The 20209-nt window shown below is 45.7% G+C and carries 19 protein-coding genes; 8 read left to right on the plus strand and 11 right to left on the minus strand.

Annotated elements, in window-relative coordinates:
• Nucleotides 1-17 precede the first annotated feature (17 nt).
• The 3 genes from AC07NA_RS06020 (at nt 18) to AC07NA_RS06030 (ending at nt 2371) form a co-directional block, all read left to right on the plus strand.
• Nucleotides 18-911: a pirin family protein gene (locus tag AC07NA_RS06020; protein WP_494896527.1), complete on the plus strand. Its 894-nt coding sequence runs from the start codon at nt 18-20 to the stop codon at nt 909-911.
• 79 nt (nt 912-990) lie between these two features.
• Entirely contained in the window at nt 991-1596 is a 606-nt protein-coding gene (locus tag AC07NA_RS06025) for a GDSL-type esterase/lipase family protein (RefSeq protein WP_345210158.1), read from the plus strand.
• Nucleotides 1597-1642: 46 nt separating this feature from the next.
• Nucleotides 1643-2371 carry an esterase family protein gene (locus AC07NA_RS06030; protein WP_494896529.1) on the plus strand — a complete coding sequence of 243 codons (729 nt, stop codon included), beginning with the start codon at nt 1643-1645 and terminating at the stop codon, nt 2369-2371.
• A 456-nt stretch (nt 2372-2827) separates the two neighbouring features.
• Here the strand turns inward: AC07NA_RS06030 and AC07NA_RS06035 are convergent, their stop codons facing one another.
• The 3 genes from AC07NA_RS06035 to AC07NA_RS06045 form a co-directional block, all read right to left on the minus strand.
• Nucleotides 2828-3886 (minus strand): NAD(P)H-dependent flavin oxidoreductase, encoded by a 1059-nt coding sequence (locus AC07NA_RS06035; RefSeq protein ID WP_494896531.1) that lies wholly within the window; start codon nt 3884-3886, stop codon nt 2828-2830.
• 49 nt (nt 3887-3935) lie between these two features.
• Entirely contained in the window at nt 3936-4346 is a 411-nt protein-coding gene (locus tag AC07NA_RS06040; protein ID WP_494896533.1) for a nuclear transport factor 2 family protein, read from the minus strand.
• 159 nt (nt 4347-4505) lie between these two features.
• On the minus strand, nt 4506-5378 hold the full coding sequence (locus AC07NA_RS06045; RefSeq protein WP_494896535.1) for a hypothetical protein: 873 nt from the start codon (nt 5376-5378) through the stop codon (nt 4506-4508).
• A 402-nt stretch (nt 5379-5780) separates the two neighbouring features.
• Here AC07NA_RS06045 and AC07NA_RS06050 point away from each other — a divergent pair, with 402 nt between their 5' ends.
• From AC07NA_RS06050 to AC07NA_RS06070, 5 genes are read left to right on the plus strand one after another with little or no spacing between them, the layout of a single operon-like run.
• Entirely contained in the window at nt 5781-6347 is a 567-nt protein-coding gene (locus AC07NA_RS06050; RefSeq protein WP_494896537.1) for an RNA polymerase sigma factor, read from the plus strand.
• Nucleotides 6344-7633, plus strand: coding sequence for a porin family protein (locus tag AC07NA_RS06055; protein WP_494896538.1), 1290 nt, complete (start codon nt 6344-6346; stop codon nt 7631-7633). Before AC07NA_RS06050 ends, AC07NA_RS06055 begins: the two co-directional genes overlap by 4 nt.
• A gap of 3 nt (nt 7634-7636) precedes the next feature.
• Nucleotides 7637-8182, plus strand: coding sequence for a YceI family protein (locus AC07NA_RS06060; protein ID WP_494896540.1), 546 nt, complete (start codon nt 7637-7639; stop codon nt 8180-8182).
• Between the two features lie 22 nt (nt 8183-8204).
• Nucleotides 8205-9143, plus strand: coding sequence for a DUF5777 family beta-barrel protein (locus AC07NA_RS06065; RefSeq protein WP_494896542.1), 939 nt, complete (start codon nt 8205-8207; stop codon nt 9141-9143).
• Between the two features lie 22 nt (nt 9144-9165).
• The gene (locus AC07NA_RS06070) at nt 9166-9633 is read left to right on the plus strand and encodes a QcrA and Rieske domain-containing protein (RefSeq protein ID WP_345210149.1); all 468 of its coding nucleotides are present in this window, start codon (nt 9166-9168) and stop codon (nt 9631-9633) included.
• A gap of 129 nt (nt 9634-9762) precedes the next feature.
• On the opposite strand, the gene AC07NA_RS06075 is transcribed toward AC07NA_RS06070, so the two are convergent.
• The 8 genes from AC07NA_RS06075 to AC07NA_RS06110 all read right to left on the minus strand — a co-directional run bounded on the left by AC07NA_RS06075 (nt 9763) and on the right by AC07NA_RS06110 (nt 20085).
• A complete protein-coding gene (locus AC07NA_RS06075; protein ID WP_494896544.1) occupies nt 9763-10728 on the minus strand; it encodes a transketolase family protein in 966 nt (321 codons plus the stop codon).
• 104 nt (nt 10729-10832) lie between these two features.
• Nucleotides 10833-11681 (minus strand): transketolase, encoded by an 849-nt coding sequence (locus AC07NA_RS06080; protein ID WP_494896546.1) that lies wholly within the window; start codon nt 11679-11681, stop codon nt 10833-10835.
• Nucleotides 11682-11700: 19 nt separating this feature from the next.
• Nucleotides 11701-12360 (minus strand): fructose-6-phosphate aldolase, encoded by a 660-nt coding sequence (gene fsa / locus AC07NA_RS06085; protein ID WP_345209184.1) that lies wholly within the window; start codon nt 12358-12360, stop codon nt 11701-11703.
• 27 nt (nt 12361-12387) lie between these two features.
• Nucleotides 12388-14094, minus strand: coding sequence for a sodium:solute symporter family transporter (locus tag AC07NA_RS06090; RefSeq protein WP_494896548.1), 1707 nt, complete (start codon nt 14092-14094; stop codon nt 12388-12390).
• A 104-nt stretch (nt 14095-14198) separates the two neighbouring features.
• Nucleotides 14199-15689, minus strand: a complete 1491-nt coding sequence (araA, locus tag AC07NA_RS06095) for an L-arabinose isomerase (protein ID WP_494896550.1) — start codon at nt 15687-15689, stop codon at nt 14199-14201.
• Nucleotides 15690-15727: 38 nt separating this feature from the next.
• The gene (locus AC07NA_RS06100) at nt 15728-17647 is read right to left on the minus strand and encodes a glycoside hydrolase family 97 protein (RefSeq protein WP_494896552.1); all 1920 of its coding nucleotides are present in this window, start codon (nt 17645-17647) and stop codon (nt 15728-15730) included.
• A gap of 24 nt (nt 17648-17671) precedes the next feature.
• Nucleotides 17672-18370, minus strand: a complete 699-nt coding sequence (locus AC07NA_RS06105) for an L-ribulose-5-phosphate 4-epimerase (protein WP_494896554.1) — start codon at nt 18368-18370, stop codon at nt 17672-17674.
• Entirely contained in the window at nt 18367-20085 is a 1719-nt protein-coding gene (locus AC07NA_RS06110) for a ribulokinase (RefSeq protein WP_494896556.1), read from the minus strand. The genes AC07NA_RS06105 and AC07NA_RS06110 overlap by 4 nt, the downstream gene beginning before the upstream one ends.
• Nucleotides 20086-20209: the final 124 nt, after the last annotated feature.

The following is a 20209-nucleotide window of genomic DNA, read 5'->3' on the forward strand; positions in this document are numbered from 1 at the left end:
GCTAAATAAAAACAGCCATGTCAAACATCAGCCTCATTATTGAAGAACGTCCGCGCGATATCGGTAATTTTTTAGTAGGCCGTTTGCTGCCTTTTAGCAGTAAACGTATGGTTGGTCCGTTCATATTTATCGATCACATGGGGCCGGTTAATTTGAACGAGTATCATAATATCGATATTCCCCCGCATCCGCACATCGGGCTTTCTACCCTTACTTATTTATTTGAAGGTAATATAATGCACCGCGACGGCTTGGGTACCGCGATTGAGATTGAACCCGGACAAGTAAACTGGATGACAGCCGGAAAGGGCATAGCCCACTCCGAACGCACACCCGAGCGCTTGCGCCATTCGGATAAGCAAATGCATGGGCTGCAAATATGGGTGGCCTTACCCAAGGAACTGGAGCAAATGGAACCGGCATTTTTTCATGCTGCCGAAGATGAACTACCCACCTGGGAAACCGATGGCGTACAGTATAAGCTGATAGCAGGCAGTATCATGGGCAGGCAATCGCCGGTACCGGTATATAGTCCGCTATATTTTCTGGAGTTGAAAAGCACGGTTAAACAAACCATCAGGATAGGGAATGAGTTGTATGGCGAAGCCGGGTTGTACATACTGGAGGGCAGTATTGAAACCGACGGTGTAAGCTATGCCCCTAAAGAACTGCTGGTAGCTAAAAACAGCAGCCTGTGCGAGTTCATTATGGCCGAAAATACCACCATTTACTTTTTTGGCGGCGACGCGTTCCCCGAGGAACGCTTTATATACTGGAATTTTGTAGCCACCAGCCGCGAGCTGATTGAACAGGCTAAACAAAACTGGCGCGAGCAAAACTTTGCACCTGTACCTGGCGAAACGGAATTTATTCCGCTGCCGCCCGAAGCACAGGGAGGGAAGTTTAAATAGTGCATTATTTTAAATGTTATTTTGACGGTTTTATCCGCTGAATGCGATAAAGCTTTTTTATATTTGGATGTAACACAATATGTATTGGTACGAAGACGAGGTTAGACGGTTAGAAAGTGAACGAAGCAAATTAGGGTACAACCCTAAAGTGCTTTTTTATGGCAGCTCGTCCATGCGTATGTGGAGTACGCTGCAAAAAGATTTCGAGCCGTTTAGTCCGGTAAATTTAGGTTTTGGCGGATCTACCCTGGCAGGTTGTGTTTGGTTTTACGAGCGTGTGGTAGCTCCATACAAACCCGAGGCTATTGTGCTGTATGCAGGCGATAACGACCTCGGCGACGGGCGCAACCCCGAAGAGGTATTTATATTTTTTAAGCAGTTCGCGGCCGATGTGCACCGCACGTTTGGCAGCATTCCCTGCTTTTTTATATCGCTTAAACCAAGTATTGCCCGCTGGCATTTGATAGAGAAGTTTAAATACAGCAACCGTATTATCGAGAGCCTCATAGTGCATCATTTTCATAACTGGCAATTTGTTAACGTGTATAACCAGATGATTGATGCCAAGGGCTTCCCGAAATATGAGTATTACAGCAATGATGGGCTGCATTTAAACGCTAAAGGGTATGAGTTATGGAAAAACGCCCTCTACCCAAAACTTGCGGAAAGCATCAGGATTATTTAACAATAATGTTATAAACAGTGAGCATCTTTCAACATTAATATAAAGGATGAAAAGAGAATATCATAAGTGGTTCAGTACCTCGCTTCGTAAGAACATGGAGTTATTGATATTCGGGCACGGCGGTGTTTCTGTACTGTTTTTTCCAACACGCATGGCCCGGTTTTACGATTACGAAAACTGGAAGGTGATAGAAGCCCTGCGGCCCCGCATTGAGGCCGGCGAATTGCAGGTATACTGTGTTGACAGTATAGACCAGGAAAGCTTTTACAACCTCAATATCCCTCCCCGCGAACGTATCCGCAGGCATATTCAATACGAAGGTTACATCGTTAACGAGGTGATCCCTTTTATTGATGAAATTAATACGGGTTCATCGGTAATATCTGCCGGCTGCAGCATGGGGGCGTACCACGCGGTAAACCTTGCCTTTAAACATCCGCAACTGTTTTGCAAAGTAGTGGGCATGAGCGGCAGGTATGATGTATCGCAACCTATCAAAATGTTCCGCGACTTGTTGGATGGCTATCATAACGAAGATATTTACTTCAACATGCCTAACCAGTACATCAGCAACCTGTATGATGAAGCCCTGATCAGCCAGATCCGCAAACTGGATATCATTATAGCCGTAGGCGAAGAGGATGCGTTTTTGGATGATAACCGTTACCTAAGTAGTGAGCTATCGAAAAAAGGCATCAACAATTCCCTCTATATATGGAACGAAGAAGCCCACAGGCCTAAGTATTGGCGGCACATGGTGCAGTTGTATTTTTAAATACGGTATAAGAAGCGTTTAATTGCGAAGAGCGAATTAATCCATAAAAAAGCGCGTCATTGCGAGGAACGAAGCAATCTCTACTTAGGTTTTGCTTGTGCTGCAATTAACGTTGGTCTGCTCTTGGGCGCAGAGCCCCATTACTTTTGAGGGCAAAAGTAACAAAACCCTTTGTCCAGCAAAAGGCTTCTTTGCCGCACGAGGCCATATCCTGCAAAACAGTCAGAACTTGGGCTGGAACTTTTGCCCCGCCGCGCATTTCCCATCCCACATGCAACAAGTTCGCTATGCCCGCCTTTGCGCTCTTGGCCCTCATAGTTCTGCCCGTTTTTGCCCGAAGCTGTTTGCTGACGATGAAAGAAGTGTTTTCTAAAGCCCTCTCCCATGGAGAGGGTTGGGTGAGGCAAAAACCGCAATGGGTAGATACAAAGCAAACTTTATCAGCCAACAAAAATCTTATAACATCTCTGCCTGTTTAACCAAATCCAGCAATATTTCGGCACTGGGTTTAGCTTGTGCTTTATAGCCTGATTGCCCGGCCCACATGTTAATAAATTCAATATTGCCTGCGGCAAGGGCTAAATTACGTAAAGCCATGACCAGGCTGTACTGAACGGGGTATGGTGCTGCTTCAATGCCTGATGCTTCCAATTCAGTAATTAACGTATTTCGTAAACCGCGGGCCCACCTGCCCGAAATAGATCGTGTGATCACGCTGTCCGTTTCCACGCTGTTTTGTAAGGCTGTTTTATATGCCGCAATGGCCATACTTTCATCACTTGCTATAAACGCGGTACCCACCTGCACGGCTTTTGCCCCTAACACGAAGGCTGCTTTAATACTGCCGCCATCCATAATACCGCCCGCGGCAATTACAGGTTTAGTAACCCTGCTAACAATTTGCGGTATCAGCGACATCGAGCCAACCATAGGCAACGGTTCATCATCTAAAAATGTGCCCCTGTGCCCGCCTGCCTCAATGCCTTGCGCGGTGATCATGTCAATATCTTTGGCTGCTATCAGTTCCGCTTCTTTACTTGAGGTTGCAGTACCTATAAGTATGGTGCCTGCCCTTTTTAAAGCCCCAATGCTCTCGTCGTCAATTATCCCGAAGGTGAAACTAACTACAGGAATGTGCTCTTCTATCAATATCGCAATCTGGTAGTGATAGGTATAATATTCAAGACTATCTACGGATTGTTCTTCAAAATCCAAACCATGTTTAGCGGCAAGTTGCTTTATAAAATACTGCATCGGTTTTACCTGCTCTTTGTTGGGCATGGCATTCGCGTTAGCAAATAGGTTAACCGCAAAAGGTTTTTGAGTTAATGCCTTGGTTTGATGGATGAGCGTACGAGTTCTCTCTGCCGGTAAACCACCTACAGGTAATGAACCCAGTCCGCCATTGTTTGATACGGCAGCCACCATTTCGGGCGTAGTAACGCCAAGCATAGGCGCCTGAATTATGGGGTGTTCAATTTTAAGCAGTTGGGTAACTTCATTCTTCCGGTTCATAGTAAAAAGGGCTTTACAACGGGTGCAAATATACCGCTAAACTGTGGTATTAAAGTCTGCGGTCTTCCTCATCTATAGCCAGATCATTGATGCTTGCGTAGCGTTTTTGCATCAGGCCGTTCTCGTCAAACTCCCAGTTTTCGTTGCCGTAGGCGCGGTACCATTGCCCGGTATGGTCGTGGTATTCGTATTCAAAACGTACGGCAATGCGGTTATCGGTATAAGCCCATAGCTCTTTCTTTAGTTTGTACGATTGTTCTTTTTGCCACTTGGCGGTTAAAAACTGCACTACTTCAGCACGGCCGTTAATAAATTTATCGCGGTTGCGCCATTCGGTATCAATAGTATACGCTAATGATACCCGTTGCGGATCCTGGCTGTTCCAGGCATCTTCGGCCAGTTGAACCTTTTGGGTAGCCGTTTCAAAAGTGAACGGCGGTAAAGGGAGTTTTTGTTCCATAATAATGGTAAAGCTATGCAAGTGCCCGCAATTATTTATGGTACTGTTTACTTATTGTGTGGCAGTTAATGGAGATATTTTGCCGGTGTAACCATATCCGCAGTAAATAAAATACCAACAAGCGAAATTACTGCGCCTGTTGGTAAAGGATATAATTGATTAGTTTGCAGGAGCATCAACAGTGGTTGAGTTGGTTATTTTCCATACACCCGGTGTAGGGAAACTTACGCCTTTAGTGTTGCCGCGCACACCAGCATCGGTACCAAAATGGTACAGTGGGTGACCTTTATAAACCAATTGCGATTTGCCGAACACATCAATCACGTCAAATTGTGTTTTATCCAATATCGACGGAATGCTGCCTACGGTGGCTACCTCGTAAATAGGCCATACCGCGTTGTTTGAAAAATCGGGTTTGGTAAAGTTGTTCTTCTTGAATTTATCCGGCGCGAAATCGTATAGCGTTTGTCCGCTTGCATCGGTAATGTATTGGGTTACTTCGGTAGCGGGCTGGCTTTGGCCGTTGTAGTTAACGCCATCGTGCCCAACCAATTGTTTATTAGCCAGCATAACGGTATAATCTGCCTTGGCTACAAACCAGGTGTTGCCAACCTTATCGCCCTTTACATCATTGGCCTGGCTATCGCTTTGGTAGTAGTAAAGCGGCCAGCCTTTGTAAGTGGTTTGCTTGCTGCCATCGGTACGGGTAATTACGGCGAAATCAGCAGCATTAAGACCGGTGCCCAGTTCAGGGTTTTCTTTAAAGAAAGGCGCCCATACTACGGCGCATTGGCCGTTACAGTTAGAGTTTCCATCGGCATCAATAGCGAAAAAGTAAAGCGAGCGACCTTTGCTATCCGTAATGATATTACCGAAAGTGGCATTTTGGGTAAGCTTTACGCCGGTTACTATTGTAGGTTCGTCGGGCTTGGTATTGTCGGTATTGTTTGAATCTTTTTTACAGGCCGAAGCGAATGAGATAATAACCGCCGCAATGGCCGCTATCATCAGTTTGTGATGTGTTGATTTCATTTTAGTTGAGAAAATGTGATTAAAAATTAAATTTTATAAAGTGAGTACGCCCTCAAATCCGGATGGGTTGCCTGTGCCTGTAAAAGAATTTTCAGAAAGTATTTATGTGGCTGTAAATCAATATTATTAATTTGTAAAACCTGCCCATAATATTATTACAACTCTTGGTTGTTTTTAATTTATTGATATACAGTGATATGTGGCTATGTCGAAGCAGTAGCCAGTCTGAATATTACTTTTTTCAAAAAAATATAATAGTTGAGGCAACCATTGCTAAAGTATCTTCGTGTTATGTGTAAAAAGGCGTAATTTTAAAATGAAAGCGGTACCGCCTGTATGGGAGAAGCAGAACTACAAAATTTAATCGCCGGTTGTATAAAACAGCAAAGGCTCGATCAAAAAATGTTGTACAAAACATTTTATGGTTTTGCTATGGGTATATGTTTACGATATGCCGGCAATCGCTATGAGGCTGCCGAAATAATGAACCAAGGCTTTTTCAAAGTGTTTAGTCACCTGGATAAGTTTGATAATGGCAAGCCCTTTAAGGCATGGCTGGGCCGTATTATGATGAATACGAGTATCGATTATTATCGTAACAATCTTAAAATGATGTATAACGATGATATTGACGAAGCCGCTGAGGTAGCTAATGATGATATGCCCGATAGAAAATTGAGGTATGATGACCTGCTGGCCATGATACAGCAGCTGCCCCATGCCTACCGAACTGTGTTTAACTTATACGCCATTGAAGGATATACGCATGATGAGATTGGCGAATTGCTGGGAATAACCAGCGGCACATCAAAATCAAACCTTTTTAAGGCGCGCGATAAGTTAAAGAAGATGATAGCCGATGCAGATAATTTACCGGGGCAGTATTCGGGCACAGCCTACACCCCGATAGTAGCCATTAGTACAGCGAATTTAAAAGTTACCTTTTTAGGTAACGGAATTATAAGATGAAAAAGCAAGACAGTAATAAAATAGATAAGATTTTTAGCGACGGGCTATCCGATGCGGAAAATCATATTGCTTTTCATGATGCGGATTGGGATGCGATGGAAAAAATGCTGGACGAGCGTCCGGCGAGGAGGGGAGTTGTGCGCAGGCTTACCATTATTGCAGGCAGTATTGCTGCCATGTTGATATTGGCTTTAGGCTGGTTTTACTTAGGGAACAATGATAAGGGCGCTAAAAACAATAACAAGCCCGACCTGATCACTAAAACCGGACAGCAACAGGCAACGCGAAGTAAAACTGACGATACAACAACTAACAGGGGTGTGCAGTTACAAGGCAGCAAGGGTTTGGAGACAGATAATGCGAGGATGAAAAACGAAGAACCTTTGCTTGCCGAAACTGCCGAAAGTGGAAAGAGCGGGAAACAGGCTGGCAGCAATGCTAATAAGGATGCCATTTATACAGCAAATGATCCGAAAAGCAAGGCGGGAAACAATATCAGCAATGGTGACAAAAAAGATTCGGACCTGATTGCATCAGCTAATACGAACACCAATACTCGTGATCGAAATGCTGATTCGAACTTGATTGCAGCCGCTAATAATAAGGTGGATATATCAGATGGTCCGGTAAAGCAAAAAACGGATAGCTCCGCAATGCATATTGTAGATCGGGTTGAAGGGATGGCAATAATTCCATATAAAGCGCCTCGTTTCGCACTAAGTATTTTGGCTGCGCCGGATGTGAACGGTGTGGGTTCGTTTAATAATGGCCGTGTGGGTACATCCGCAGGGGTAATGTTGTCCTACCGCATCTCTAATAAATGGAGTATTACTACAGGTGCATCTTACGCTGTAAAACCGTATGCTGCCAACGGCGATCAGTACAAAAGGCAATGGGCTTACATGCCGGCAACAGTGGCTGCCAATTGCAATGTGCTGGATGTTCCGCTAAACATCAATTATCAAATTTACAGTAAAGGCAAAAATAGCTTTAGCGCGGGTACGGGCTTATCATCATACTTTATGCTGAGCGAAAAGTATACTTATACCTACGCCAACACAACCGATGTGCGAAAAATGACGGTCACCAATCAAAATCAGCACATTTTTGGTGTGGCTAATATTAACGTGAGCTATCAACGACAAATAAATTCAAAGTTCAATTTAATTGTACAACCTTACCTCAAACTGCCGCTAACGGAGATCGGTTTTTCGCAAGCCGATCTGAAAACTACAGGTGTGGCAGTGGGCGTAGGCTGGAATTTCAAGACAGGCAAACCCAAATAATCTATGAAATATATCGCTTTAATTTTACTTAGCTGGTTTAGCACAAACCAGGTGGGGCAGGAGATCTATGTCTGTAAAAATGCTAAGATCAGCCTATATTCTGAAGCTCCGCTGGAGAATATCGATGCTTCTTCGGCAAAGGCTGTATCGGTATTCAATGCCACCACCGGCGACCTTAGCTTCAGCTTACCTATCCGCTCGTTGCAGTTTCAGAAGGCGCTGATGCAGGAGCATTTTAACGAAAACTATATGGAAAGCGATAAATATCCCAATGCCACTTTCAAGGGCAAGGTATCGCAAAAAATAAGCGGAACGCAGGATGGTACCTTCGCCGTGAATGTAACCGGCGTACTGGAAGTGCATGGCGTAAAGCAAAACCGTACCATCCCCGGTAAAATAACGGTAAGCAAAGGGGTGGTAAGCCTGTCGTCAGAGTTTATGGTGCTGTGTAAAGACCACAACATAGAGATCCCTCAAATAGTATTTAAAAAGATAGCCGAAAGTATACAAATTAAGGTTGCCGCTACCTACGAAGCCTATAAGAAATAGCTCACCACTAAATATATCACACATGAAAAAATCCCTGTTAATACTGTTACTCACCGTGACGGCGGGCGTAGCCCTTGCCCAAACAAAAACCGACTCTGCATCTACCGATTCATTGCTTAACTCACTTGGCGGTACCGAAAAAAATGAGCCCGTCATAGCCACCTTCAAGTCAACGCGGCTCATCCTGTCGCAAACTACCGAAACCGTTAAAAAGAACAACCTCAACTTTTTGGTAGTTCACCGTTTCGGTGATATTGGCGGTACCGATGGCGGCGGCAAAACGCTGTGGGGACTGGATAACTCATCCGACATTTATATCGGCTTTGAATACGGCGTTACCGATAACCTCGATATCGATTTCGGCCGCAGCAAATTTGAGCAGCTGATAGAGCTTGGTCTCAAATACAACATCCTTCACCAAACATCAGATGATCACGTACCGGTTGCTGTTACCCTGATAGGCCGCATGGGCTTAAAGCCTTACAGTGTAGAAACCAATGTGTTTGATGATTACACTAACCGCTTTTCTTATTTAGCACAGGCGGTAATAGCCCGTAAGTTTTCGTCGAAATTATCGTTACAGATCTCGCCGATATTTTTACGGAACAATCTGCCTTTCCCTTACATACAAGGTAACGAGCAAAATATATTTTCGCTTGCCGCGGCGGGCCGTTTAAAGGTGACCAAGCGCATGGGGATCGTATTTGATTACGCGCATCCTTTCTCCTCGTTCCGCAAAAACAGCACCAGTCCTTACTTCTACGATGCATCGGGTGTGGGTATTGAGATGGAAACCGGCGGGCACGTATTTACGCTCAATTTCAGCAATGCCAAGGCCATTTCAGAAATGAATTACTTGGCCGATACCGAATCGAAATGGGGTAAGGGGCAATACCGTATTGGCTTTACCATAACAAGGGTATTTGATTTAAACAAGAAACACAAAGGCACTTATAAATAATCAGCACTAAAACTAACTCATTATGGAAAGACACGAATTTTTATCAAAATTTGGCATCGGCCTCGCCGCCGTATGCCTGGGCTGCGGCGTTGCATCATGCGGAAGCTCGCCCAAAAATGACCCTACACCCGATGACAACAATAACAACAACGGAGGTAACAACGGGGGGAATAACGGTGGTAACAATGATCTTGTTACGGCTAACCTGAGTTCTGAATTAACGTCAGTTGGTGCATCTAAGGTTGCAAAAGGGGTGATAGTGGTACGTATTGCAACCGGCAACACGGCCGATGCCTTTACCGCGGTACAGGTAGCTTGTACGCACCAGGGCACATCTATCAACTACAACAACTCACAAGGTAAATTCATTTGCCCTAACCACGGCAGCGAATTCAGTAAAACCGGAGCTGTTTTATTAGGACCGGCAGCTACCGCGCTTAAGCAATACACAGTTAAGGTGACTAATACTACTTTAACCGTTACTGCATAATTTTGAACGTGAGTTCTTAAGAGGATATCGTCATTGCGAGGTACGAAGCAATCTCTACGTAAGCAGAGCCGCTCTGTATAGTTTAGAGATTGCTTCGTACCTCGCAGCAACGACGATTTTTATATTAAATTATCCGTTTTGTTTTTTTCTACTGATGACTTTTTTCACAGCAGCGATGATATGCTCGGCATCGAGACCATATTTGGTCATGAGTTGCGCAGGCGTACCACTTTCGCCAAAGCTGTCGTTCACGGCCACATATTCCTGCGGGGCAGGGGTATTGGTCGCTAACAATTGCGCGATGCTGTCACCCAAACCACCTAAACGGTTATGCTCTTCGGCAGTAACCACACAACCCGTTTTGGCAACCGATTTTAAAACGGCTTCCGCGTCAAGAGGTTTAATAGTGTGGATATTGATGATCTCGGCATCGATACCTTCCTCGGCCAGTTTTTCACCGGCAAGGATAGCCTCCCATACGAGGTGACCGGTAGCGAAGATAGATACATCGGCACCTTCATTCACCATCCAGGCCTTACCGATCTCGAACTTTTGGTCAGCATCAGTGAAGATAGGTACCACTGGGCGACCAAAACGCAGGTAAACCGGGCCATGGTGCTCGGCGATAGCGATGGTAGCCGCTTTGGTCTGGTTATAATCGCAAGTATTGATCACGGTCATCCCCGGCAGCATTTTCATCAGGCCGATATCTTCGAGGATCTGATGTGTCGCACCATCTTCACCCAAAGTCAAACCCGCGTGCGAAGCGCAGATCTTTACGTTCTTATCAGAATAAGCAACCGACTGGCGGATCTGGTCATATACACGGCCGGTAGAAAAATTAGCGAAAGTACCGGTAAAAGGAATTTTACCACTGATGCTTAAACCTGCCGCTATGCCGATCATGTTGGCTTCAGCGATGCCGATCTGGAAAAAGCGTTCAGGGAAAGCCTTGATAAAATCGTTCATTTTGAGTGAACCGATCAGGTCGGCACAAAGTGCCACCACTTCGGGGTTGCGTTTACCTGCCTCAAGCAAGCCATCGCCAAAACCCGAGCGGGTATCTTTTTTTTCTGTGAAAGTATATTTCTTCATAAGCCTCACCTAAATCCTCTCCAAAGGAGAGGACTTATTAGGAATTTGTAATTGTGATAAAAATAATGTTGATCAAAAGCTCCCCCTTCAGGGGGCCGGGGGGATTAATAGTCTCCCAGTGTTTCCTCTAATTGCGCTAAGGCAAGTGTTAATTGCTCATCGTTAGGCGCGGTACCGTGCCATTTGTGGGTGCCCATCATGTAATCGACACCGTAACCCATGCCGGTATGCAGCAAAATGGCTACAGGCTTACCTTTGCCGGTATGGCTCTTGGCTTTTTCAAGCACGGCAACTACACTGGCCATATCGTTACCTTTAGGCTCATCCAAAACATCCCAGCCGAAAGCTTCAAACTTGGCTTTCAGGTCGCCTAAAGAAAGTACCAAACTGGTAGGGCCGTCGATCTGCTGACCGTTGTAGTCAATAGTAGCGATCAGGTTATCGACCTTGTTATGCGGGGCGAACATGGCCGCTTCCCAGATCTGGCCTTCCTGTAACTCACCGTCACCGTGTAATGTATACACAAGAGAAGGATCGCCATCCAGTTTTTTAGCTAAGGCAGTGCCGATAGCTACCGATAAACCCTGACCCAAAGAACCCGAAGCGATACGCACACCCGGTAAATGCTCATGAGTAGTAGGGTGACCTTGCAAACGTGAGTTCAGCTTACGAAAAGTAGCCAGTTCGGCTTTATCAAAATAACCGGCATGAGCCAGTACGCTGTAAAAAACAGGGGAAATGTGGCCGTTAGAAAGGAAGAAAAGATCTTCGCCTTTACCTTCCATGCTGAAAGCGGGGTTGTGGTTCATGGCGTTGAAATAGAGTGCCACCAGGAAATCGGCGCAACCTAAAGAACCGCCGGGGTGCCCCGACTGGCAGGCATGTACCATGCGGACGATATCGCGCCTTACCTGCGAGGCGGTCTGCTCTAATTGTGCTATGTCTTGTTTCATATTGTGATCGTTTTTATAATTATTTACCTGCCGCTTTAGCATGGTCGGCCAAAAACTGGGCTAAGCCATTATCAGTTAAAGGGTGTTTCAATAAAGCAGTAATTGCGCTTAACGGACCAGTAATTACATCAGAACCTAATTTAGCGCAATTGATGATGTGCATAGCATGACGAACCGAAGCAGCCAGGATCTGAGTTTCGTAACCGTAGTTGTCATAGATCAAACGGATATCTTCAATCAGTTGCAAACCATCGGTTGAAATGTCATCCAAACGGCCAATAAAAGGAGATACATAAGTAGCGCCTGCTTTGGCAGCCAATAAAGCCTGACCGGCAGAGAATACCAAAGTACAATTGGTTTTGATGCCCTTTGAAGTAAAGTATTTAATAGCGCGAACACCATCTTTGATCATAGGTACCTTTACTACAATACGCTCGTGCAGTTTAGCCAAAGCTTCACCTTCAACAATGATCTCGTCATAAGTAGTAGCAATTACTTCGGCGCTTACATCACCATCGGTAATTTCGCAAATGGCTTTGTAGTGGGCAATCACATTATCCTGACCGGTGATGCCTTCTTTAGCCATCAGGGTAGGGTTGGTGGTAACGCCATCTAAAACGCCTAATTCGTGTGCTTCTTTAATTTGTGCAAGATTTGCTGTATCAATAAAAAATTTCATGGTGTAATTGTTTGATTTAGTGTAATGTTACCAGAACCTTACGTACAAGGCGGTAAGTAATAAAAGGGTTAATATAATTAAGGCAAGGGTTGATGATTCAACTTTAAACATGCCCTTATCCAAATGCAGTGCTTTCGGGTTAATTTTCGGTCCGGCGAAGCTGATGGCCACCATTACGATGATGGTGAACAGGAATGATAAACCCATACATATCAGGAACGGGATCTCATATCCGCCCTTACCGTTAGGGAAGGCTGTATAAAGAAAGGTTTCGTGCCCGAATAAAGCCGGGGCGTAGTTGTTAAACAATACCGACATGCCAAAACCGGTTAAAATACCCGCGATAGCTGCCGCGCCTGTAGTACGTTTCCAGAAGAAACCTAAAATGAATATGGCAAATATACCCGGACTGATAAAGCCTGTATACTTTTGAATAAAGGTAAAACCACCTTCACCGCCAATACCCAGCAAATCTTTCCAGGTTAATAATATTGAAAACACCATAGCCGCGAAAATGGTTAAGCGGCCTACTATTACCAGCTTTTTCTCGCTGGCATCTTTGCTGATGTGCTTTTTGTAAATATCTAAAGTGAAAATGGTGGAGATACTGTTGGCTTTACCCGCAAGTGAAGCCACAATAGCCGCGGTAAGCGCCGCTACCGAAAGTCCTTTTAAACCTGTTGGTAAAAAGCCAAGCACCGCCGAATAAGCATTATCGGAATTGAAGTGACCACCCGATAGCATTTCCTGTTGTAAGCTGCCATTTTTGTATAAAACATAAGCGGCAATACCCGGTACAATTACAATTACAGGCATAGCCAGTTTCATTAAACCGGCGAAGAGGATACCGGTACGGGCCGTTTTTAAATCGGCACCAAGGGCGCGTTGGGTAATGTATTGGTTACAGCCCCAATAGTTAAGGTTTACTATCCACTGGCCTGCAAAATACATGGCAATGCCGGGCAGGGCCAGGTATTTATTGATTTCGCCTTGCGATGCACCCGGTTTTGGTTTGGATAACATCATTTTAAAGTGATCGGGCGCGTCGGTAAGCATGGCATCAAGTCCGGCCATGGCATCTTTACCTAAACCAAATTTTTCGCTCACCAAAGTAAGGGCGATGTAGGTTGTTGCCAAACCGCCAATTACCAGCACTAAAACCTGTATAACATCGGTAAAACCGATCACCTTCATACCACCAAGGGTAATAAACAATGCGAAAATAGCCAGCGCGATGATGATGCCATGCATCATATCCGGACTGCCGCCTGCCAAGTTGTTGAGCGCCAGCGCGCCAAGGTAAAGTATAGAGGTAAGGTTAACGAATACATAAAGAAACAGCCAAAAGATGGCCATTACAAAGCTCACGGTTTCGTTGTAGCGGGTATGCAGAAACTGCGGCATGGTGAATATCTTATTTTTAAGATACACCGGCACAAACCAAACGGCTACAATAATGAGGGCTATAGCTGCAACCCATTCGTAAGCGGCAACGGCCAAACCCACCGCGAAACCCTGCCCGCTGGCACCGATAAATTGCTCGGCAGATATGTTGGACGCGATAAGCGAAGCGCCGATAGCCCACCAGGTGAGCGATCCTTCGGCAAGGAAAAAGTCTTTACTATCTGATACGCCTTTAACTTTTTTGCGGCTGTATACCCAGTAACCATAGCTGGATACCGCAATAAAGTAGATCACGAAGATGACGTAATCAATGGTTGAAAATTTACTCATAATTCGGTTTAATTAGTTTTGATATGGAAGATACCGGTGGCCACGATAGCCCATTATTATATAAATGCGGCCGCCGGTATCTTTAATTAGGGGAGTAGGAAATACTATTTGTAAGCAATATCGTTCCAACGGATCTCGTTACGGAACTGTGCCAGTTTGGTGTCTTTACCGATCACTAAGAACTCAAGATCGGCCATGTCGGCAAAATCCTGTAAGTGTTCGGCTGTTAAATTTTGGCTGTATGCGGTATGGTGAGCGCCGCCGCCGTAGATCCATGCCGCGCAACCTGTTTTCATATCAGGCAGTGGTTTCCAAAGCACACGTGCTACAGGCAGGTTAGGTAGGTCGTTCTGTGGTTCAACGGCTTCAACTTCGTTAATTAACAAACGGAAACGGTTGCCCATATCCACAATAGAAGCGTTAAGCGCCGCGCCGCCCGATACGTTAAATACCAGGCGTGCAGGATCGGCTTTGCCGCCAATACCTAATGGGTGCACCTCTAAACTTGCTTTACCGTTGGCCAAAGAAGCGTCAACCTCCAGCATGTGTGAGCCTAATACCAGGGCGTTATTGGGGTCGAAATGATAAGTATAATCTTCCATAAAGGCATTGCCACCCGGCAAACCTGCACCCATCACCTTGAACGCGCGTACCAAAGCCGCTGTTTTCCAGTCGCCCTCACCAGCAAAGCCATAGCCATCGGCCAACAGGCGCTGTACGGCAAGGCCCGGTAATTGGATCATGCCATGCAGGTCTTCAAACGTATCTGAAAAACCTTTAAAGCCGCCATCTACCAAAAACTTACGTAAGCCTATTTCAATTTTTGCAGCCTCATATACCGATGCATGTTTTTCACCACCTTTTAATAAAGCGGCGTCCATTGTATAAGTTGCTTCGTACTCGCTGATGAGGTTTTGAATATCCTCTTCGCTTACGTTATTGATTAATGCAACCAAATCTCCAATACCATAAGTATTTACAGCGAAACCAAATTTCAGTTCGGCCTCAACCTTATCGCCATCTGTAACGGCAACATAGCGCATATTATCGCCAAAGCGGGCAAACTTAGCGCCTTGCCAATCGTACCAACCGGCTGCTGCACGTGTCCAGGCACCTATTTCGGCCAATGCTTCGCTATCTTGCCAGTGACCAACCACTACCTTGCGGTTTTTACGCATGCGCGATACCATAAAACCAAACTCCCTGTCGCCATGCGCGCTTTGGTTAAGGTTCATGAAATCCATATCGATAGAACTCCACGGAATATCGCGGTTGTATTGAGTGTGCAGGTGCAGCAATGGTTTTTTAAGAATGCTTAAACCACGGATCCACATTTTAGCAGGAGAGAAGGTATGCATCCAGGTGATTACACCAATTACGTTTTCGGCGCTGTTGGCTGCAAGCAGGGTGTCGTATATTTCTTCGGTGGTTTTTACGGTTGGTTTAAATACCACGCGTACCGGTATTTCCTGCGCGCTGTCCAATCCGGCTGCAATTTCTTTTGAATGCTCTGCAACCAGGTTCAAAGTTTCTTCGCCGTATAAGTGCTGGCTGCCGGTTATAAACCAAACTTCAAATGTTTTTAAATCTATCATTGTGTGTTATTTATATAGCTGTGTTTAAATTTATAAGCTTAGTTAAGTACCATGGTGAAGCCGCCATTGGCCTGCATGGTTACTTTTATTTTTTTATTTGACGGTAAACTGATGCTGTTTTTACTGAAGGATAAAGGCTCTTTACCATCGGTAATTATGGTGCCGGTTGTTTTATTTAAGGCTGATAGGTCAAGGTTCAGTGTTTTAGCAGCACCCTCGCCGTTGATACCGGCCACATACCAGGTGTTGCCACTTTTGCGGGCTATCACCACGTATTTGCCGGGGTAACCATCGATAAACTTTACATCATCCCAGTTATCGGGTAATGTTTTCAGCATATCGATTACAAAATCGGGTACGTGGGTCATGCCTTCGGGAGATTCGGCATAGTGTTGGATGCCCGAGAGGAACAGCACGCTCAAAGCCAGCTCGAAACCGCTGCTGGTTTTACGGATAACTTGGGTAGGTATTTTGTACAGGTTCACCGGGGTAAAATCCATCGGGTCGAAAGCGTTGCGGGTAAAGGGCAGCATGGCGCAATGGTTACCCTGCATGTCGGCACCGCGTTGCTCGAAGGTTACCATCTCAAAACCTTTCACCGCTTCGGTACTCATCAGGTGCGGGTAGGTACGTGCCCAGCCACGCGGCAGTGTAGCACCGTGAAAGTTTACCAATAGCTTGTATTTGGCGGCATCGTTCAGTATATCAATGTAATACTGTATCATGCTTTGGCCGTCGCCATTAAAAAAGTCTATCTTAACACCCTTAACTCCCATTTGCTGTAAGCGGGCAAACTCTTTTTCGCGGCCTTCATGAGTGAGCAATTTATCTTTAGGGTGATATTTTACGGTATTCCATGGCCCGGCAGAATTGTACCAAAGCAGCAGGCCCACATTTTTTTGCGCGCCGTAATCAACGAGCGCCTTTATTTTATCATAGCCAATTTTGGTGTCCCAGTCAACATCTACCAGGCAATATTGCCATTTCATTTTGGCGGCCAAATCAATATAACGGATGGTTTCGGTATAGGTGATGGAGTCATCCTTGCTCATGATCCAGCTCCAGGCCGCTTTGCCCGGTTTTATATAATCTGCCTTTGGCGATTGTTGCGCAGGTTTAGCCAAATCGGTACCTAAGGTTGATTCAACAATGGTTTTCAATCCGCCAATAGTAATTACACGCCATGGCGAATAAGCAGCGTCTTTAGGTAATAAACCTTTGCCGGTAAAAAGCTCGCGTGCATCCGGGAAACCGGTATGATAAACCGTACTTGCCGAATCGTTAACCAAATGTGTAGCGCAATAAGTACCATCCATATTGGCTTCGGTGATCAGCAGCCATGCATTGCCGCTTTTAAACAGGGCAGGGTATACCCAACCATTTTTGGCGGTTTTTCCTACGGGGATATCCTGCTCGTAATATTCTTCGTACGATGGATTAGTATGTTCCCAACCGCTTTGTGCTTCGGCTTTGGGTTGCAGCCATGCTTTGGTACTTGGCGCAAAGTTGAAGGCGGTGTACTCTTTAGTTATGGTAACGGCGGTATCTGTTTGCCCCGGGAAATGGTAGCGAAAAGCAACTCCATCGTTTGATACATTGAAGATGATCTGCACTGCTTTTTTATCAGCATTAGCTAAGCTAAAAGTAACCTGGTTGGCCGTGTAGCTAATCTGGCTCTTCTTTGCGTTCAGCATGGTGTAGCTATCCTTAACCGGTTTTATTGCCGATGTGCTTTTGAGCGTTAAGCCACTGTACAGATTTGCATTGCTTTGCGCTATACCTAAAGCCGATTCGTTGATAACCGGTTGCTTATTGTACGCGACTGTATAAACAGGCTTGCCTGCCTTCAGCTTAAATGCAACCTCTATTTTTTTATCCGGACTGTAAACGCTTTGCGCCGAAGCCAGATTAACCAACGCGCTTACGAACAGTAAAGACAGAATATATTTATATACCATATTGGCTTTATATTTTATGGTTGGTTATTGGCCGTAATATGAGTTAGGGCCATGTTTGCGCTCAAAATGTTTTTTGATCAGGGCATCCTTCAGGCGCGGGGCTTGCGGGTTGATCTGCTCGGTGAGGTAGGCCATTTGGGCAACGGTTTCTAAAACGGCGCTGTTGTAAACGGCTTTGTCGGCGGTTTTGCCCCAGGTAAAAGGGGCGTGGTTGCCTACCAGTATCATCTCTACTTCTTCATAACTCAAGCCTTTTTCCTTAAAGCAATCCATTATCTGAAAACCGGTTTGGTATTCGTAATCACCGGCAATCATCTCATCGCTCATTGGTGGGGCGCAGGGCACATCAACCGTAATATGATCGGCATGTGTGGTACCGAAAATAGGTATGTCCCTTTGTGTTTGTGCCCAGGCGGTGGCATAAGTGGAGTGTGTGTGCACGATGCCGTTGATATGATCCCAATGCTTATACAATACGGCATGGGTAAGGGTATCTGATGACGGGCGCAGATCGCCTTCGATAGTTTTACCATCAAAATCAACAATCACCATCTTTTCGGGCGACAGATCTTCGTACGGCACACCGCTTGGTTTTATAGCGAATACCCCCAGCTCACGGTCGGCGGCGCTTACGTTACCGAAGGTGAATAGCACTAAACCCAGTTTAGGCAGTTTCATGTTGGCCTCGTAAGCGCTTTGTTTTATATGCTGATACTTGCTCATGCCAATACCGAATTAGATGATTCACTTACGGCAGCTTTAGCGGCAATTTCTTTAGCGGTAAACTCGCCCAGGCGTTTATATTGCTCGTAACGGTTTTGGTAAACCGCTTCGTTCTCTTTGTTTGGTTGATATTCTACATCAAAACCACGGCCCATACCTTCCATCGCTTCTTCTACCGTGGCGTAAATGCCTGCTACAACAGCCGCGAACATGGCCGCGCCCAAAGCACAGGTGTGTTTAAACTGGTGGATGCGGATAGGCATGCCCAATACATCGGCCATCATTTGCATTACAAACGGCGACTTTTTAGCCACACCACCTATACCGATGATTCCCTTAACGGGGATGCCTTCCTGCACAAAGCGGTCAACAATGCTTTTGGCACCAAAGCAAGTAGCCTCGGCCAGCGCACGGAACACGCGCGGTGCATCAGTACCCAGGTTTAAACCGGTGATAGCTCCTTTTAAAGATTGATCGGCATCCGGGGTGCGGCGGCCGTTAAACCAGTCAATCGCCAATTCGTTGCCGGTTTCTATAGGCAGTAATGCTGCCTGGCGACTCAACTCGGGTATGATCGCTTCTGCCAGTTCTTCTTTTAAAGCAGCCGCGGTTTGCGCGTCAAGTACGGCTGACTGTGCCAGCAAGTTATTTAAAGGCCACGACAGGATGTTTTTGAACCAGGCATAAGTATCGCCAAAGGCAGATTGCCCGGCCTCTAAACCGGCCATACCGGGAATAACCGAACCGTTCACCTGTCCGCAAATGCCGCGTACCAGTTTACCTTCTACATCGGCGCTTGGCGCAACCAGTATATCACAGGTGGAAGTACCCATTACTTTACTTAAATGGTAAGGCTCAATTTGCCCGCCTACTGCACCCATGTGGGCATCGAAAGCGCCAACGCCTACTACCACATCGGTAGAAAGGCCTAACCTATCGGCCCATTCCCGGCTTAAGTTGCCTGCGGCTATGTCAGATGTATAGGTATCTTTAAATAATTTTGCTGTGATGCCACCCAAAATCGGGTCTAATGAGGAGAAGAACTCATCGGGCGGCAGGCCGTCAAATTCTTCGGCCCAAAGGGCTTTATGTCCGGCCGCGCAACGGCTGCGCTTAATTTCTTTTACATCGGTACCGCCGGTAAGTAAGAACGGGATCCAGTCGCAATGCTCTACCCATGAGTGCAGCGCTTCGGCCACGCCTTTGTCGACTCTTACAATGCGCAGCAGTTTGGCCCAAAACCACTCCGACGAGTAAATTCCGCCTACATATTTAAGATAATTGGTATCAAACTTTGTAGCGTGCTCGTTGATCTGGGCGGCTTCGTTAACCGCGGTATGGTCTTTCCAAAGGATGAACATCGCGTTAGGGTTCTCTTCAAAACCCGGGGTAAGGGCAAGCGGGGTACCGGTGCTGTCAACCGCTATCGGTGTTGAGCCTGTGGTGTCAACCGATAAGCCTTTAACGGCTTTGGCCACTTCATCGCCGCCGGCTAAACGTATGCAATCCTTTATCGTAAATTCTAAACCTTCAATATAATCAAGCGGATGCTGCCTGAACTGGTTGGCGGCCGGGTTGCAATACTGCCCCTTTTGCCAGCGCGGATAGTAGTATACTGATGATGCGATCTCTTCGCCGTTAGCGGCATCAACAATCACAGATCGAACGGAATCAGACCCATAGTCAACTCCAATTACATATTGGTTCTTACTCATAAAGATTAATAATTGTTGTCGAAATAACACTTATTTTTTGACAAAAAGAAATTTTTACAAAAAAACATTTAAAAATAAATTCACAGGGGAGGCTTAGTGTAAAAACATGGGCATGTTTACACCG

This window comes from Mucilaginibacter sp. GW821-FHT07G05 (genome assembly GCF_059418565.1).

Coding starts and splice junctions, on each gene's coding strand:
- AC07NA_RS06020 (WP_494896527.1), top strand. CDS start 18: ATGTCAAACATCAGCCTCATTATTGAAGAACGTCCGCGCGATATCGGT.
- AC07NA_RS06025 (WP_345210158.1), top strand. CDS start 991: ATGTATTGGTACGAAGACGAGGTTAGACGGTTAGAAAGTGAACGAAGC.
- AC07NA_RS06030 (WP_494896529.1), top strand. CDS start 1,643: ATGAAAAGAGAATATCATAAGTGGTTCAGTACCTCGCTTCGTAAGAAC.
- AC07NA_RS06035 (WP_494896531.1), bottom strand. CDS start 3,886: ATGAACCGGAAGAATGAAGTTACCCAACTGCTTAAAATTGAACACCCC.
- AC07NA_RS06040 (WP_494896533.1), bottom strand. CDS start 4,346: ATGGAACAAAAACTCCCTTTACCGCCGTTCACTTTTGAAACGGCTACC.
- AC07NA_RS06045 (WP_494896535.1), bottom strand. CDS start 5,378: ATGAAATCAACACATCACAAACTGATGATAGCGGCCATTGCGGCGGTT.
- AC07NA_RS06050 (WP_494896537.1), top strand. CDS start 5,781: ATGTTGTACAAAACATTTTATGGTTTTGCTATGGGTATATGTTTACGA.
- AC07NA_RS06055 (WP_494896538.1), top strand. CDS start 6,344: ATGAAAAAGCAAGACAGTAATAAAATAGATAAGATTTTTAGCGACGGG.
- AC07NA_RS06060 (WP_494896540.1), top strand. CDS start 7,637: ATGAAATATATCGCTTTAATTTTACTTAGCTGGTTTAGCACAAACCAG.
- AC07NA_RS06065 (WP_494896542.1), top strand. CDS start 8,205: ATGAAAAAATCCCTGTTAATACTGTTACTCACCGTGACGGCGGGCGTA.
- AC07NA_RS06070 (WP_345210149.1), top strand. CDS start 9,166: ATGGAAAGACACGAATTTTTATCAAAATTTGGCATCGGCCTCGCCGCC.
- AC07NA_RS06075 (WP_494896544.1), bottom strand. CDS start 10,728: ATGAAGAAATATACTTTCACAGAAAAAAAAGATACCCGCTCGGGTTTT.
- AC07NA_RS06080 (WP_494896546.1), bottom strand. CDS start 11,681: ATGAAACAAGACATAGCACAATTAGAGCAGACCGCCTCGCAGGTAAGG.
- fsa (WP_345209184.1), bottom strand. CDS start 12,360: ATGAAATTTTTTATTGATACAGCAAATCTTGCACAAATTAAAGAAGCA.
- AC07NA_RS06090 (WP_494896548.1), bottom strand. CDS start 14,094: ATGAGTAAATTTTCAACCATTGATTACGTCATCTTCGTGATCTACTTT.
- araA (WP_494896550.1), bottom strand. CDS start 15,689: ATGATAGATTTAAAAACATTTGAAGTTTGGTTTATAACCGGCAGCCAG.
- AC07NA_RS06100 (WP_494896552.1), bottom strand. CDS start 17,647: ATGGTATATAAATATATTCTGTCTTTACTGTTCGTAAGCGCGTTGGTT.
- AC07NA_RS06105 (WP_494896554.1), bottom strand. CDS start 18,370: ATGAGCAAGTATCAGCATATAAAACAAAGCGCTTACGAGGCCAACATG.
- AC07NA_RS06110 (WP_494896556.1), bottom strand. CDS start 20,085: ATGAGTAAGAACCAATATGTAATTGGAGTTGACTATGGGTCTGATTCC.